11 protein-coding genes are annotated in these 14,858 nt (G+C 74.4%); 5 read left to right on the plus strand and 6 right to left on the minus strand.

Annotated elements, in window-relative coordinates:
- Positions 1-131: 131 nt before the first annotated feature.
- From ABZX40_RS25230 to ABZX40_RS25240, 3 genes are all read right to left on the minus strand, one after another.
- Positions 132-1,580 carry an aldehyde dehydrogenase family protein gene (locus ABZX40_RS25230; RefSeq protein WP_355742649.1) on the minus strand — a complete coding sequence of 483 codons (1,449 nt, stop codon included), beginning with the start codon at positions 1,578-1,580 and terminating at the stop codon, positions 132-134.
- A gap of 404 nt (positions 1,581-1,984) precedes the next feature.
- Entirely contained in the window at positions 1,985-3,520 is a 1,536-nt protein-coding gene (locus ABZX40_RS25235; protein ID WP_355742646.1) for a PucR family transcriptional regulator ligand-binding domain-containing protein, read from the minus strand.
- Positions 3,521-3,655: 135 nt separating this feature from the next.
- Positions 3,656-6,166 carry an ATP/GTP-binding protein gene (locus ABZX40_RS25240; protein ID WP_355742643.1) on the minus strand — a complete coding sequence of 837 codons (2,511 nt, stop codon included), beginning with the start codon at positions 6,164-6,166 and terminating at the stop codon, positions 3,656-3,658.
- A gap of 506 nt (positions 6,167-6,672) precedes the next feature.
- Between ABZX40_RS25240 and gabT the strand changes: the two genes are divergently transcribed.
- The 4 genes from gabT to ABZX40_RS25260 all read left to right on the plus strand — a co-directional run bounded on the left by gabT (position 6,673) and on the right by ABZX40_RS25260 (position 11,080).
- On the plus strand, positions 6,673-8,007 hold the full coding sequence (gabT, locus tag ABZX40_RS25245) for a 4-aminobutyrate--2-oxoglutarate transaminase (protein ID WP_355742640.1): 1,335 nt from the start codon (positions 6,673-6,675) through the stop codon (positions 8,005-8,007).
- 666 nt (positions 8,008-8,673) lie between these two features.
- A complete protein-coding gene (locus ABZX40_RS25250; RefSeq protein ID WP_356162673.1) occupies positions 8,674-9,546 on the plus strand; it encodes a hypothetical protein in 873 nt (290 codons plus the stop codon).
- 67 nt (positions 9,547-9,613) lie between these two features.
- Positions 9,614-10,522, plus strand: a complete 909-nt coding sequence (locus ABZX40_RS25255; protein WP_355742634.1) for an alpha/beta hydrolase — start codon at positions 9,614-9,616, stop codon at positions 10,520-10,522.
- Between the two features lie 105 nt (positions 10,523-10,627).
- Positions 10,628-11,080 (plus strand): transcriptional repressor, encoded by a 453-nt coding sequence (locus ABZX40_RS25260; RefSeq protein WP_355742631.1) that lies wholly within the window; start codon positions 10,628-10,630, stop codon positions 11,078-11,080.
- 15 nt (positions 11,081-11,095) lie between these two features.
- Here ABZX40_RS25260 and ABZX40_RS25265 read toward each other — a convergent pair whose 3' ends face one another.
- Positions 11,096-11,305, minus strand: a complete 210-nt coding sequence (locus ABZX40_RS25265) for a DUF2180 family protein (RefSeq protein WP_355742628.1) — start codon at positions 11,303-11,305, stop codon at positions 11,096-11,098.
- A 341-nt stretch (positions 11,306-11,646) separates the two neighbouring features.
- On the opposite strand from ABZX40_RS25265, the gene ABZX40_RS25270 reads away from it, so the two are divergent.
- Positions 11,647-12,249 (plus strand): phosphatase PAP2 family protein, encoded by a 603-nt coding sequence (locus ABZX40_RS25270; RefSeq protein ID WP_355742713.1) that lies wholly within the window; start codon positions 11,647-11,649, stop codon positions 12,247-12,249.
- On the opposite strand, the gene ABZX40_RS25275 is transcribed toward ABZX40_RS25270, so the two are convergent.
- Both ABZX40_RS25275 and ABZX40_RS25280 read right to left on the minus strand, forming a co-directional pair.
- Positions 12,188-13,972 carry a glycoside hydrolase family 18 protein gene (locus ABZX40_RS25275; RefSeq protein ID WP_355742710.1) on the minus strand — a complete coding sequence of 595 codons (1,785 nt, stop codon included), beginning with the start codon at positions 13,970-13,972 and terminating at the stop codon, positions 12,188-12,190. The two genes, ABZX40_RS25270 and ABZX40_RS25275, sit on opposite strands and share 62 nt — an antisense overlap.
- A gap of 367 nt (positions 13,973-14,339) precedes the next feature.
- The gene (locus tag ABZX40_RS25280) at positions 14,340-14,840 is read right to left on the minus strand and encodes a hypothetical protein (protein WP_355742625.1); all 501 of its coding nucleotides are present in this window, start codon (positions 14,838-14,840) and stop codon (positions 14,340-14,342) included.
- Positions 14,841-14,858: the final 18 nt, after the last annotated feature.

The following is a 14,858-nucleotide window of genomic DNA, read 5'->3' on the forward strand; positions in this document are numbered from 1 at the left end:
TCCGGGGGGCGCGCATCGGGGGTGCGGACGGGGGCGTGCGGAGGGGGTGCGTGCGGGGTGTGCGGGCGGGGTGTGCGGGTACGGCCGGAGCCCCCGCACAGTGGGCTCCGGCCGTGGGGTGCGTCCTGGGCTCAGAGGGCCAGGCCGGTGAGGACGAGGACGCGCTCGTAGGTGTAGTCGTCCATCGCGTAGCGCACGCCCTCGCGGCCGACGCCGGAGAGCTTGGCGCCGCCGTACGGCATCTGGTCGGCGCGGTAGGACGGGACATCGCCGATGATCACGCCGCCGACCTCCAGGGCGCGGTGGGCGCGGAACGCGGTCTGGACGTCATGGGTGAAGACGCCGGCCTGGAGGCCGTACTTGGAGGAGTTGACCGCCGCGAAGGCCGCCGTCTCGCCGTCGACCTTCTGGACCGTGAGGACCGGGCCGAAGATCTCCTCGCAGGCGAGGGTGGCGTCCGCGGGGACATCGGTGAGGACGGTCGGGGCGTAGGCGGCGGCGTCGCGCTTGCCGCCGGTGAGCAGGCGCGCGCCCTTCTCTACGGCCTCGTCGACCCAGGACTCGACGCGCCGGGCGGCGTCCTCGCTGACCAGCGGGCCGACATCGGTGGAGGCGTCGGAGGGGTCGCCGGTGACCTGGGCCTCGACGGCGGCGACGATCCTCGGGAGCAGGCGGTCGTAGACGGCGGCGTCGGCGATCACCCGCTGCACGGAGATGCAGGACTGGCCGCCCTGGTAGTTGGAGAAGGTCGCGATACGGGTCGCGGCCCAGTCGAGGTCGGCGTCGGAGGCGTAGTCGGCGAGGACCACGGCGGCGCCGTTGCCGCCCAGTTCCAGGGTGCAGTGCTTGCGGGGCACCGAGTCCATGATCGCGTAGCCGACCTTCTCGGAGCCGGTGAAGGAGATCACGGGCAGGCGCTCGTCCTGGACCAGGGCGGGCATCCGGTCGTTCGGCACCGGGAGGATGCTCCAAGAGCCTGCCGGGAGGTCGGTCTCGGCGAGGAGTTCGCCCAGGATCAGGCCGGAGAGTGGGGTGGCCGGGGCCGGCTTGAGGATGATCGGGACGCCCGCGGCGATGGCGGGGGCGATCTTGTGGGCGCAGAGGTTGAGCGGGAAGTTGAAGGGCGCGATGCCGAGGACGACGCCCTTGGGGAAGCGGCGGGTCAGGGCGAGGCGGCCCTGACCTCCGGCGTCGGTGTCCAGGCGTTGGGCGTCTCCGCCGTTGAAGCGGCGGGCCTCCTCGGCGGCGAACCGGAAGACGGAGACGGCGCGGCCGACCTCTCCGCGGGCCCACTTGATCGGCTTGCCGTTCTCGGCGGAGATCAGCTGGGCGATCTCCTCGGTGCGGGACGCGAGGCCGCGGCTGACGTGGTCCAGGGCGGCGGCGCGGGTGTGGGCGGGGGTCGCGGCGAAGTCCTCGCGGACGGCGTGGGCGGCTGCGACGGCCTCTTCGATCTGGGGGTCGGTGGGGATGCTGACGGTGCCGACCGGGCGGTTGTCCCACGGGGAGGTGACGGGGAAGGTGGCGTCGCCGGTGGCCTTGCGGCCGGCCAGCCAGAAGGGGGTGGTGGGGGTGGTCATGGGTGTGCTGGCCTCTCCGTGGGTGTGCGGTGGGGTTCCACGGTAGGGGTGGGGTGGGGGGTGGGGGGGTGGACGTTGTGGAGTGGTGGGGGGTGGGGGTTTGCCTGATTGTCGTATGAAGGTGGTGGGGATGGATGTGGGGGTGGGGGAGGTGGGGGGGGGTGGGGGGTGGGGAGGGCCGGTGGGTGGGTGCGGGTGCGTGGGGGCTGGTCGCGCAGTTCCCCGCGCCCCTAAAAGCCTTGGACCGCGCGTCGCCCGGAAAGAGCCCGGCAGGCCCGCTGAAAAGCCTTGAACCCGCGCGTCGCTTCGAAGGTGCCCGGCGGGCCCGCTGAAAAGCCTTGAACCCGCGCCTTGCTTCGACGGTGCCCGGGGTTCCCGTTGAAAGCCCTGGAGCGCGCGGGCGGTCATTGGGGGTCCGGGGGTGTTGCCTTCAGGGCCAGCCATAGCTCCATGCGGACGTCCGGGTCGTCCAGGGAGCGGGTGAGGATTTCTTCTACTCGGCGCATCCGGTAGCGGAGCGTATGGCGGTGGACGCCCAGGTCAGCAGCCGCCGCGTCCCACTGGCCGTGGTGGGAGAGCCAGGCGCGGAGGGAGGCGACCAGGTCGCCCCGGCCGGTCGCGTCGTGGTCGTGGAGGGGGCGGAGCAGACCGTCGGCGAAGGCGCGGACGGCGTCGTCGGCGAGGAGGGGGAGGACCGAGCCGGCGGCCAGCCGGTCGTGCTCGACCAGGGGACGGCCCCGGCGGCGGGCCACGGACAGGGCCTGCTCGGCCTGCTTGTAGGCGGCGGGGACGGTGATCGGGCCCGCGGGGGCGGAGAGGCCGATCGGGGTGAGGGCGTCGTCGTCGGGGCCCGGTTCCCGGTCCGCGCACGCGGCCGTCGCCGCTCCCCCGTCCGCCGCCAGCACGACCAGGCGGTCGCCGTCGGGGACCACGAGGATCGACTCCCCGGCGCGGGCCGCCGCCGACTCCAGGAGTTCGGGGAGGGCGTCGTGGGCCGCCGGGCCCTCCGCGAGGAGCAGTCGGAAGGGGGCGTCGAGGAGGGAGCCGTAGAGGTCGCCCGCGACGGTGCGGGCGTGCTCGGGTTCGCCGGCGAGGAGCATGCGCAGGACCGCCGTGCCGATGCGCTGTTCCGCGGCGTGCAGGGAGCGGGAGCGCTCCGTGGTGAGGGTGAGGAGGGCGATGGCGGAGTGCAGGGCGTAGCGCTCGGCGGTGCCGAGGGCGCTCGCGGTGCCGACGGCGAGGGCGGAGCGGGGGCGGCGGCCGGTGCCGAGGGAGTGGAGTTCGACGCGGTCGTCGTGGTCGGGGCCGCCGACGACGACGCTGGCGGGGGGCGGGCGGTCGCGCAGCTTCTCGACGTCCGCCGTCAGCCGGGCCGCCCGGCGGGCCGCCCACTCCGGGGCCGCGGCGACGAGGCCGCCCGAGGCGTCGTAGAGCGCGGCCCAGCCGTCGAGCTGGGCGGCGAGTGCGGTGAGCAGCCCTTCGGGGCCGTCGGTCAGGGCCTGCCGGGTCAGTTCGCGCTGGGCGGCGAACCCGGCCGTGACCGCCCGGTACTGGTCGGCGGCGATGGCGGCGGAGACGGCCTTGGTGATCGCCAGGAAGGGCGTGCGGCGGGGCACCTCAAGGAGCGGGAGGCCCTCGCGCTCGGCCGCGTCGAGGAGGGCGGCGGGGAGATCGTCGTAATTGACGCCGATCGCGAAGCCGAGGCCGACCACGCCCGCATCCACCAGGCGGCGGACATAGCGGGTCATCGCCTCCGGGTTCTCCGCGTCCAGGGTGAGCGCGGTGGTCAGCAGCAGCTCACCGCCCTCCATGTACGGCACGGGGTCGGTCAGCTCGCTGACATGGGCCCAGCGCACGGGGACATCCAGCCGGTCCTGGCCCGCCCGCACGGTCAGCCGGAGCGCGGAGTGGTGGACGAGTGAGGCGAGCGTGGGCGGCATACGGGCCTGGGCCTTCGGATCGGTCGGCCACGGTCGGCCGCCGGGGGGCGGTTCCGGCGGCCGACTGCGGATTGGACGTCCTGTATGAACGGTCTTCTTCGATTCTGCCGCATTGGCCGGTCGGGTGGGGGGTGGCTAGGACCCCAGTTCCAGCAGGGCCGGGGGGGCGTGGTCGCCGCGGGCGTCGGTGAGGGAGAGGACCGCGTGGCCGGGGGGCAGATCGTGGGCGAGCTGGGAGGCGGACCAGCGTTCGCGCTCGACCTGGCGGACGGTGACCGCGTCGGTGGTGACCGCCTTGCCGGTGACCAGTTTGCGCAGGGCGTGGATGGCCCGGGTCATGGGCTGGTCGGCGAAGACGGTGTGCTTCGCGACCTCCCGGGTCTCCACCCACTCGGTGCCCCACGCCTGCGCGAACCGGCCGCCGTCCCAGGTGGTCACCCCGGAGAACGCCATCCGGCAGCCGACGGCCGCGAACAGCGGGCCGTGCAGCGCCTCCGGTACGTCGCCGACGGTACGCAGCGCCAGGACCGCCCCGGCGTTCTGCGACCGCAGCCGCTGGACGCGGCGCAGCGACTCGGCGGTGATCGTGCCGGTGGCGTCGTCCAGGACCAGCGCGGCGAAGTGCGGGCGCCGCCCGGCGTCCCGGACGACGGCGGTGAACTGGGCCAGGATCAGCCGGGTGAGCAGCCGGGACGCCTCCTCATGGCCGTGCGCGGGCAGATCGATGCGGACGCGGAGGGGGTGGTGGGCGATGGCCCGCAGGGAGAACGGGCGGGGAGCGGAGGCGGTGCCGGGGGCGGTTCCCGTGCCGGTGAAGAAGTCGGCGAAGGCGGGGCGGTCCAGGAGGGCCAGCCGGTCGGCGAGGGCGGGGCCGGTGTCGGCGGTGGTGCCGCGCTGGCGGAGCCGGGCCTCCAGTTCGCGCCGCATCACGGTGTGCCGCTCGCCGGTGAGGGCGTCCCGCAGGGCGGTCAGCGCGGCCGGTTCGCCCTCCAGCAGGGCGCGCAGCACCGGCAGTGGCGGGAAGCGGCCGTGCACCGCGCGGTAGGGGCCGAGGAGCTGGGCGAGGGCGGTGGCGGCGCTCTGGTTGCCGATCTGCTCGACATCCCCGATCAGCGCCTCGGCGAGGATCGCGGCGGCCTCGTCGGGGTCGCCGGTCTCGGCGTAGGGGTCCAGGTCGTGCGCGGAGGCGGGGTCGCCGACGCGGATGACGACGTCGTAGGCGCTGTCGGGGCCGAGGGGGGTGCCCGCGGCGGTGACGGCGACGACCGAGGCGCCGCCGGTGAGCGCGGTGAGGGCGAGGGACTCGACGACCGGGGCGATCAGCCGCCGGGTCTTGCCCGCGCCGGACGGGCCGATGGCCAGCAGGGAGGTGGCCAGCACCGCCGGGCCGAGGGCGGCGCCCGCGCCCCGGTAGGCGGCCGGGACCCGGTCGCCGGTGGTCCAGCGGCCGATGCGGACCTGCTCGGCGAGGGGGTCGTGCGCGGTGGTGCGGGCGGGCAGGTCGCGGGCGCCGGAGGGGTGGACCCAGGCGGCGGCGCCCTGGCGCAGCACGGTGTCGGTGAAGGCGGCGAGGCGGGTGGCGTCGTGCCGGGCGTCGCGCCAGGCGCGGTCGACGCGGGCGCAGTCGACGTCGTTCATCCGGCCGGTGAGCACCTCGGCGGTGAGCAGGTCGGCGGCCTGGTGCCCGCCGGCCTCGCGCAGCGCGGGCCACTGCGAGCGGGGCGGCTCGGCGGGTCCGGCGACCGGGCGCGTCCGCCGGTCGCGGCGGGCGTCGAGCAGGGCGCGGGCGTAGGGCAGCCAGCCGCCGATCCGGGCGAAGGGGATCAGCACGAGCAGGGTGATCAGCCCGTACACCGAGTCGACGAAGAGCTGGGAGGTGAACAGGTCGTAGCCGCCGGAGATGAGCACGACCAGCGAGAACAGGGGGGCGACGATGGGCAGCGCGGCCCAGCCGACGCCGGGGAAGGCGTCCGGGAAGACCAGGCTCAGCACGGCCAGGGCGGCCAGCAGGGCGAGCAGCGCGCGGGCGGGCTGCGGGCGGCGGCCCAGGTAGTGGCGGACGACCTCGGGCCAGCTGCCGAGGCGGCCCATGGCGTAGACGAGGGCGGCGAAGAAGACGCCGTCGTAGACCACCCGGGCCTCGGCGCCCTCCATGCCCCGGGGGGAGGCGAGGGTGCCGCCCCACCACCAGTCGTCCGGGGTGACCAGGCGCAGCGGGGCGAACTGGTAGGGGATGCCGCCCTGCCGCCACAGCGACCAGAGGAGCAGCCCGACGACGAGCGGGATCAGCAGTCCGACAACGGTGATCGGCGCGAGCCGCTCGGCCGCCCCGTCCCCCTCGGACGGCCGGTACCCGAGCCGCCAGACGCCGGGGCGGGCGGCGGGCCGGGGGGTGTCCAGCCACCCGGCGACGGGGGCGGGTCCCGGCGGGGTGCCGGGGCGGGGCGGGGTGCCGTACGGGGCGGTGGGGGCGCCGGGCGGGAGGAGGTGGGGGTCGGTCCGCGGCCGGGGCGGAATCACGGGTCCCGGGCGAGGGGCGTCCACCGGGCCCCCGGGACCGGCGCCCTGGGCATCCGGTGGTGCCGCCGGGCGCGGTACGGGGTCGGCGTGCGTGCCCCGGGCGTCCTGCGTCCCGTCGCTGTCCATCGTTCTGCCCCCTGACCAGCCGCTCCCAGCGGTTCCGTGCACCATCGGCGAGTCAATCTAACGCGCCCGCAAGGGGAGTTCACCGCATACCCGGCCGGGTCCGGCCACGCGTCCCGGACGGCTCCCGGTCCCGGGTATGTCCACGGCGGACAACGCGGCTCGCCGAAAACGCCCACATGGAGCATGCCCACCCCCCGCTCCCCCACCTAGCCTGCGAGAAACAGCACCCGGGCGTCGTCCGAGCGGCACACCATCACCGCCGGTCCGCACGACGACCACGGACCCCGGCACCACCGCAGACCCCGGCACCACCGCAGAACCCAGTACCACCGACCCCGGCACCACCGCAGACCCCCGCACCACCCCAGGCCACCGCACCACCCCAGGCCACCGCACACCCGGAGGCCACCGCACACCACCGCACGACCGCAGACCCCCGCACCACCGCAGGCCACCGCACACCCGGAGGCCGCCGCACACCACCGCACGATCACAGGGAGCCCCCCATGACCGCAGTCCCGCAGGAGCGCCGCGTCGTCACCGCCATTCCCGGCCCGAAGTCGCAGGAGCTCCAGGCCCGCCGTACCGCCGTGGTGGCGCAGGGTGTCGGCTCCGTGCTGCCGGTGTTCACCGCGCGCGCGGGCGGCGGGATCATCGAGGACGTCGACGGCAACCGGCTGATCGACTTCGGTTCCGGGATCGCGGTGACCTCGGTCGGCGCCTCCGCCGAGGCCGTCGTACGCCGGGCCTCGGCCCAGCTCGCCGACTTCACCCACACCTGTTTCATGGTCACGCCCTACGAGGGGTACGTGGAGGTCGCCGAGGCGCTCGCCGAGCTGACGCCGGGCGACCACGCCAAGAAGACCGCGCTGTTCAACTCGGGCGCCGAGGCCGTGGAGAACGCGGTGAAGATCGCCCGCGCCCACACCAAGCGGCAGGCGGTGGTGGTCTTCGACCACGGCTACCACGGCCGGACCAACCTCACCATGGCGCTGACCGCCAAGAACATGCCCTACAAGCACGGCTTCGGCCCGTTCGCGCCCGAGGTGTACCGGGTGCCGGTGGCCTACGGCTACCGCTGGCCGACCGGTGCCGAGAACGCCGGCGCCGAGGCCGCCGCGCAGGCCATCGACGAGATGTCCAAGCAGGTCGGCGCGGACAACATCGCGGCGATCATCATCGAGCCGGTGCTCGGCGAGGGCGGTTTCATCGAGCCTGCCAAGGGCTTCCTCCCGGCGATCGTGCAGTACGCGAACGACAACGGGATCGTCTTCGTCGCCGATGAGATCCAGTCCGGGTTCTGCCGTACCGGCCAGTGGTTCGCGTGCGAGGACGAGGGGATCGTCCCGGATCTGATCACCACTGCCAAGGGCATCGCGGGCGGGCTGCCGCTGGCGGCGGTCACCGGGCGCGCCGAGATCATGGACGCGGCCCACGCGGGCGGCCTCGGCGGCACCTACGGCGGCAACCCGGTGGCCTGCGCGGGCGCGCTCGGCTCCATCGAGACGATGAAGGAGCTGGACCTCAACGCGGCGGCCCGGCACATCGAGTCGGTCATGAAGGGCCGGCTGACCGCCATGGCCGAGAAGTTCGACATCATCGGCGATGTCCGGGGCCGGGGCGCGATGATCGCGATCGAGCTGGTCAAGGACCGCACGACCAAGGAGCCGAACCCGGAGGCGACCGCCGCGCTGGCCAAGGCGTGCCACGCCGAGGGGCTGCTGGTCCTGACCTGTGGCACCTACGGCAATGTGCTGCGCTTCCTGCCGCCGCTGGTCATCGGCGACGAGCTGCTCACCGAGGGCCTGGACATCATCGAGCAGGCGTTCACCCGGATCTGAGCCGTCCGGGGCGCATCCGGGACGTCCGGGACGTCCGGGACGTCCGGGGCATCCGGCGCATCCGGCGCGGTCAGGGCCGCGGCAGAGCGTGTGAAGAGAGTGTGCGGGGAGGATGGCGGGTCGCCGATCGGGGTGTCCTCGCCGGATCCCCTGCCGTAGGTTCGTCGCGGATGAGAGATACACCCGTCCACAGGGGACTGTGGGCGGTATCAGGCCGGGGCTTCCCCCGCTTCGACCTGGTCGTGCCTCGCGCACACACCCGGGGCCCTCGGGCTCCGGATTCTCCTCAGGATCGGACGGTCGCCCGCCCCACACCCCCCGGGGCGTGCGACGATCCGGTCCGGACGGCCGACGCGGTACCGCCACCGCCGCCTGCGTGAGCAGCTCGCGGAGGCCGCCCCGGACGGCACGCCCCCGAAGGGCCGGCGCACTCCCCCCCTTGCGCCGGCCCTTCGGCATGTCCGGGCTGCCAGGGGGTCCAGACCTCTGACGGCCGGAAACCGCTGTCGCCCGCTCCCCCGGCCCGCTCCCCCGCCCATGCCCCGGTCCCCACCCCCTGTGCGCCGCCCGTCCGCCCCTTCCCGGGCGGGTGCCGGGCGCTCGATCCTGTTGGGTTGTGAGCCTGTCGGGCGGTGACCTTGTCGGGAGGGAGACCCAGCGATGTCCATGACGTCTGCGAGTGGCCGCGTCGTCCTGCGTGAGCTGGCGCACCAGGTCGGCGGCAGCTTCGGGGAGGCCGCCGACGCGATGTACGCCCGCCTCACCGACGGGCCGCCGGGCGCGATCGACTGGGGTCCGGCGGACTCGGTCGCGGCGACACCGGACGAGCACACGGCGTGGCGGGCCGCGACCCGGCGCTTCCAGGAGACGGTGGTGGCGGCCGAACGCCGCCGGGCCGCGGCGCAGTACAGCCTGCGCAACCGCTTCCTGCCCGGCGGCGCCCGGCGCCGGACGCTGGCCGCGGCGCACTGCCGCGCGGTGCTGGGCGGCGCGGTACGGGCGTACGGGCCGGTGATCGCGGAGATCGAGCGGCGCCGGGCCGCCGAGCAGGCCGAGCGGCGGCGCCGGCAGCAGGAGCTGAACCGGCGCTGGCGGGAGCGGGCCGAGCGGGACCAGGAGCGGCGCCGGGAGCAGTCCCGGCGCCATCTGGCGGTGGCCGCGCAGCCGGTGTGGGGCTGGACCCTGACCGAGTACGGCGGCTCCCGCGAGGTCTGGGTGTTCCGGTACGACGTCCAGCCCGTGGCCCGGCCCGGTGACCCGGTGGGCGGCTCGCCGGAACCGCTGACGGCGATGGGGCTGGAGCGGCGGCTGAAGGCGCTGGCCCGTCAGGCCCGGCCGGGGCGGCTGGGCTGCCGGTGGGACGAGCGGGCGACGATGCGGGTGGCCCGGGAGTGCACGGTGGGTGAGCTGGCGGGTGACTTCGAGATCTGGTGGGCGGCGGTCACCCACTCGTACTGGGAGTCGCCGTACGAGATCCCGGAGCGGCGGCGGGAGCGGGGGGCGGTGGTGCTGCCCGGCCCCGAGATCAGATTGGAGTGAGTCCATTCTGCGGGCTCCCGAGGGTAGGGTGGGCGGATCCGGGAGCCGTCCGGGGCGAGGAGGAGCCGTGGCCGACCGATCCCCGTGGCCCCCGGCGAGCGGGGCGGTGGCGGTGCGGGCGCCCGAGCGGCTGGGGCGGGTCCGGCTGGCCGACGGGCGGGGGCTCGGCTGGGCCGAGTGGGGGCCGGAGTCGGGGCCGCCGGTGCTGCTGTGCGCCGGGTCGGCGACCGGCCGCCGGCTGGGCCTGGACACGGACGCGGTGACCGCGCTCGGCGTCCGGCTGATCACCGTGGACCGGCCGGGGCTCGGGGTGTCCGAGGCACGCCCCGGGTGGACCCTGACGGACTGGGCGGCGGACCTCGCCGAGTTCGCCCGGCTGCGCGGGGCGCACCGCTTCCGGGCCGCCGTCGGCTACTCGGTCGGCGCCCCCTTCGCGCTGGCCTGCGCCGCCGCCGGGCTGGTGGACCGGGTGGCGGTGGTGTCGGGGACGGACGAGATCGCCCACCCCGCCTTCGACGGCGTCCGCGAACCGGAGGCCGAGTTCCTGGTCCGGCGGGCCGCCGGTGACCCGGAGCGGGCGGAGCGGCTGCTCGCCGAGGCGGCCGATGCCGAGGCGCTGTTCGAGGTGGTCACCGGGGCGCCCGGGGAGCACGACCGGCGGGTCTTCGGCGACCCCGGGTTCCGGCGGGCGTACCGGGAGGCGCTGACGGAGGGCTTTCTCCAGGGGTCGCGGGGGTATGCCCGGGAGACGGTGCTGGCGGCGACGCGCTGGCCGTTCGACCCGGCGGCGCTGCGGGTCCCGGTGCGGCTCTGGTACAGCGCGGGCGACCGGAACCCGTTCCACTCGCCGGATCTCGGGGCGGGTCTCGCCGCGCGGATCCCCGGGGCGCGGCGCGAGGTCCTGGCGGACGCGGGGACGGCACTGCCCTGGACCCGTGCCCGGGAGATCCTCACCGACCTGCTGCGTCCGGTGTGACCTGGGACGCCCTCACATTTGACACAATCAATTTTGTGGGCATCCTTGATCGTGGGTCCGAGGGATTCCGAAGGACCAGGGGGCCGCGTCGAAGTGGGGCACAGGATGGACACGGAACAGCTGGCCGGTGATCTGCTGAGGGGCAAGGGCCTGCGCAGCACCTCCCAGCGGCGCGCGGTGCTGACCGCGCTGCTGGGCAATCCGCACTCCACCGCCTCGGAGATCGAGGGGCGGGTCGGAGTGGGCCGGGCCGCCCCGAGCGGTCTGTCCCGGCAGGGCCTCTACAACGTGCTGGAGGACCTCACCCGGGCGGAGCTGATCCGCTGTATCGAGCCCGCCGGTTCCCCGGCCCGCTACGAGTTGCGCGTCGGCGACAACCACCATCATCTGGTGTGCCGCAGCTGCGGCCGGATCGAGGACGTCGACTGCACGGTCGGCCGGGCGCCCTGTCTGGACCTCGCGGAGGACAAGGGCTTCGCCGTGGACGAGGCCGAGATCACCTGGTGGGGCGTGTGCGGCGACTGCCGCCGCTTCGACGCGGCCACGCGCACCCCCTGAGGACCCGGGCGGCGCTCAGTACGCGCGCTCGGCGGTGTGGCAGGCGTTGCAGACGAAGCGGCGGGCGGCGACCGGTCCGGTCGACAGGCCCATGCCGTTGACCTGGGACACCTGGGCGACCAGCACCCGGGCGTGGTCCTGGCAGGCGGCGAGGCCGCAGCGGGCGCAGACACCGATGGCGGAGGTACCGGTACGGTCCTCAAGGGCGCAGTCGTAGCACGTCATGGTTCAACTCCGGGGTGAGGGACGGCACTTGGCCGGACACGGGGAAGGGGAGGGTCGCCGCTCGACGGTGAGCGCGGCGGGGAGTCCTCGGAAGCGGAGACTCCGGACGAGGAGACTCCGCGGGAGGAGTCCTCGGAAGGGGGGTCGGGAGAGCGGCCACTGCCGGGCCCGCCTCGGCCCCGCCATCCAAGCTAACGGCCAGATTAGACACAGTCAACTGTAGCGAGGGGTCGGGCGGCGGTTTCCGCGGCGCCGGGTGCGGCTGCGAAGCTGGGCGGGTGCCCCTTCTCGTCCTGCTCCTCGCCCTGGTCGCCGTCTTCCTGCTGCTCACCTGGCAGGTGATGGGCGACGGACCGCTGATCGGGCTCGACGAGCGGCTGAGCCGGGCGCTGATCCGGCCCGACCGGTTCTCGGAGCTGCTCTCCGACCTCGGCAATGTCCAGGTCGCGGTCCCGGTGCTGGCGCTCGCGGCGGGCTGGGCGGCCTGGCGGGCACGGGCGGCGGGGCGGGCCCGCTGGTGGCTCCCGGCGGCGGGCGCCGGGGTCCTGATGGCGCTGGTGCCGCTCCTCGTCGTCCCGGTCAAGATGCTCACCGACCGGCCCGGCACCCCGGCCGTACCGCCCGCGACCGGCTACTTCCCGTCCGGCCACACCGTCACCGCGCTGATCGCGTACGGCGCAGGCGCCCTGCTTCTGCTGCCCTGGCTGCGCCGGACGGCCGCGCGCCGCGCACTGGTCCTGCTGTGCGCGGCGGCGGTCCTCGGGGTGTCCTACGGGCTGGTGCGCCGGGGCTATCACTGGCCGCTGGACGTGGTGGCCGGCTGGTGCCTCGGCGCGGTACTGCTGCTGGGCTATGCGCGGGCGCTCACCCGCCGGCTCCCGGTCACGGGAAGTAGCCGTCGAACGTCCGCTGGAACTCCCAGTTCGCGAAGCGGTCCCAGTTGATCGACCAGGTCATCAGGCCGCGCAGACCGGGCCAGGTGCCATGGGTGGCGTACGAGCCGCAGTTGGTCTTCTTGGTCAGGCAGTCCAGCGCCTTGGTGACCTCGCCGGGGGCCACATAGCCGTTGCCGGCGTTGACCGAGGCGGGCATGCCGATGGCGATCTGGTCGGGGCGCAGCGGCGGGAAGACGTTGTTCTGGTTGCCGGCCACCGGGAAGCCGGTGAGCAGCATGTCGGTCATGGCGATGTGGAAGTCGGCGCCGCCCATGGAGTGGTACTGGTTGTCCAGGCCCATGATCGGGCCGGAGTTGTAGTCCTGGACGTGCAGCAGGGTGAGGTCGTCGCGCAGGGCGTGGATGACCGGGAGGTAGGCCCCGGCGCGCGGGTCCTGGCCGCCCCAGGGGCCGGTGCCGTAGTACTGGTAGCCGAGCTGGACGAAGAAGGTCTCCGGGGCCATGGTCAGCACGAAGTCGGCGCCGTACCTGGCCTTGAGGGTCTTCACCGCCGCGATGAGGTTGACGACCACCGGGGTGGTGGGGTTCTTGAAGTCGGTGTCGTTGGCGTTCAGGGACAGGGAGTGGCCCTCGAAGTCGATGTCGAGGCCGTCGAGCCCGTACTCGTCGATGATCCGGGAGACGGAGGTGACGAACATGTCCCGGGCGGCGGGGGTGGTGAGCTGCACCTGGCCGTTCTGGCCGCCGATGGAGATCAGCACCTTCTTGCCGGCCGCCTGCTTGGCCTGGATGGCCGCCTTGAACTCGGCGTCGCTCTCCACGTTCGGGCACTCGGTGACCGGGCAGCGCTCGAAGCGGATGTCGCCGGAGGTGACCGAGGTGGGCTCACCGAAGGCCAGGTCGATGACGTCCCAGCTGTCGGGGACATCGGCGAGCCGGGTGTAGCCGGAGCCGTTGGCGAAGCTGGCGTGGAGGTAGCCGACGAGGGCGTGCGGGGGCAGTTGGCCGGGGTCTCCGCCGCCGGAGTCGGGGGTGGTGACGGCGACCGCCGCCGAACGGGCCGACTCCCCGGCGTCGTTGACCGCCGCGATCTGGAACGAGTAGGCGGTGGCGGCGGTGAGGCCGGTGACGGTGGCGGAGGTGCCGGTGGGGGTCTGGATCCGGACGCCGTCGCGGTAGAGGGCGTAGCCGGTGGCGCCGGTCACGGCGGACCAGGACAGGGTGGCGCTGGTGGCGGTGACCGTGCCGGCCCTGAGCCCGGTCGGCACGGCGGGCGGCTGGCCGGGGTCCACTCCGGGGCCGATCAGGGTGATGTCGTCGGCGTAGTAGGCGGGGGTGCCGTACCAGCCGTGGGTGTAGAGGGTGACGCGGGTGGTGGCGGGGCCGGTGCGGAAGGTGGTGGTGAGCTGCTGCCAGCTCGGCGCGTTCTGGGTCCAGGTGGAGACATCGGTGGTGCCGGTGCCACTGGCGCCGAGATAGACGTACGAGCCCTGGACATGGCCGGTCAGGGTGTACTGGGAGTTGGGCTGCACGGTGACGGTCTGGGAGCAGCGGGCGTTGTCGCTGCCGGCCGGGGTGGCCCGCAGCGCCGAACTGCCGCTGCGCACCGGGGTGGTGACATTGGTTCCGTTGGTGCAGGTCCAGTGGGTGAGGCCGGACTCGAAGCCGCCGTTGCGGGCCAGGTCGACATCGGCGGCGAGGGCGGCCGAGGTGATCCCGGAGGCGGCGAGCGCCCCGGTGGTGAGCAGGGCGAGCAGTCCGCGGCGGACCAGGGATCTGGGGCGGCGGGAGCGTCTCGTGCGGTCGGGGCGTTCGGGGCGGGCGGTGCGTTCAGGGCGTTCGGTGCGTTCCACGTGTGCCTCCGGCGAGGGGAGAGGGCAGGGGTGGAGCGGGCAGGGTGGAGCGGGGCGGACCGGGGTGCGGCGGGCAGGGGTGCGGCGGACCCGAGTGGAGCGGGCCGGGTGGAGCGGGCAGCAGGACGAATTTGGTCCAGACCAATTCGGTTGTCAAGACCTCTGGACGCGACAGAGCCCGGTTCGATGGCGAACCGGGCTCTTCCTCACCCGCCGCCGTCCCTGGACCCGGACGGGGCGACGGGCGTCAACCGGTCACATGGACTCCGGCTCGACTGGCCCCCGCTCAGCCGTCCCGGTCCCGGTCGCGATCCCGGCCGGGCTCCCGGTCCCGGTTCCGGTCGCGGTCGATCCTCAGTCCCGCCGCCGCCTCGTGCATCGCCAGTTCCAGCAGGGCCGGGTCGGTGAGGGTGCCGGAGCCGTCCGGGGTGACCAGCCAGCGCACCCCGCCGGTGGCCCGGCCGGGGTACGGGACGACGATCCAGGACCCGGTGCCCGCGGTGCGGATACCGGTGCCGACCCAGCGGGCGGCGGTGCCGGGCGGCACCAGGAACCCCATCCGGGCGTCGGAGAAATCGACCAGGACGGGACCCGGCCGGTCCAGGATCCGGGTGAGCACATCCAGGGTCGGATAGCCCAGCTCGCCCGGCACGATCAGTACGTCCCAGGCCTGGCCCGCCGGCAGCAGAGCGACCCCCAGGGGGTTGCGCTCCCACTCCCAGCGGCAGGACTCGGGATCCGGTGCGACGGATGTCAGCCACTCGACCGCCGTCTTGGCACCTGTCATGGGAAAGACCTCCCTCTT

Origin of the sequence: Streptomyces sp. NPDC004610, assembly GCF_040609715.1 — a bacterium.
Taxonomy (GTDB): domain Bacteria; phylum Actinomycetota; class Actinomycetes; order Streptomycetales; family Streptomycetaceae; genus Streptomyces.

Bases quoted from the DNA above. Each gene is read 5' to 3' on its own strand.
- ABZX40_RS25230 (WP_355742649.1), bottom strand. From the start codon at position 1,580: ATGACCACCCCCACCACCCCCTTCTGGCTGGCCGGCCGCAAGGCCACC.
- ABZX40_RS25235 (WP_355742646.1), bottom strand. From the start codon at position 3,520: ATGCCGCCCACGCTCGCCTCACTCGTCCACCACTCCGCGCTCCGGCTG.
- ABZX40_RS25240 (WP_355742643.1), bottom strand. From the start codon at position 6,166: ATGGACAGCGACGGGACGCAGGACGCCCGGGGCACGCACGCCGACCCC.
- gabT (WP_355742640.1), top strand. From the start codon at position 6,673: ATGACCGCAGTCCCGCAGGAGCGCCGCGTCGTCACCGCCATTCCCGGC.
- ABZX40_RS25250 (WP_356162673.1), top strand. From the start codon at position 8,674: ATGACGTCTGCGAGTGGCCGCGTCGTCCTGCGTGAGCTGGCGCACCAG.
- ABZX40_RS25260 (WP_355742631.1), top strand. From the start codon at position 10,628: ATGGACACGGAACAGCTGGCCGGTGATCTGCTGAGGGGCAAGGGCCTG.
- ABZX40_RS25265 (WP_355742628.1), bottom strand. From the start codon at position 11,305: ATGACGTGCTACGACTGCGCCCTTGAGGACCGTACCGGTACCTCCGCC.
- ABZX40_RS25270 (WP_355742713.1), top strand. From the start codon at position 11,647: ATGGGCGACGGACCGCTGATCGGGCTCGACGAGCGGCTGAGCCGGGCG.
- ABZX40_RS25280 (WP_355742625.1), bottom strand. From the start codon at position 14,840: ATGACAGGTGCCAAGACGGCGGTCGAGTGGCTGACATCCGTCGCACCG.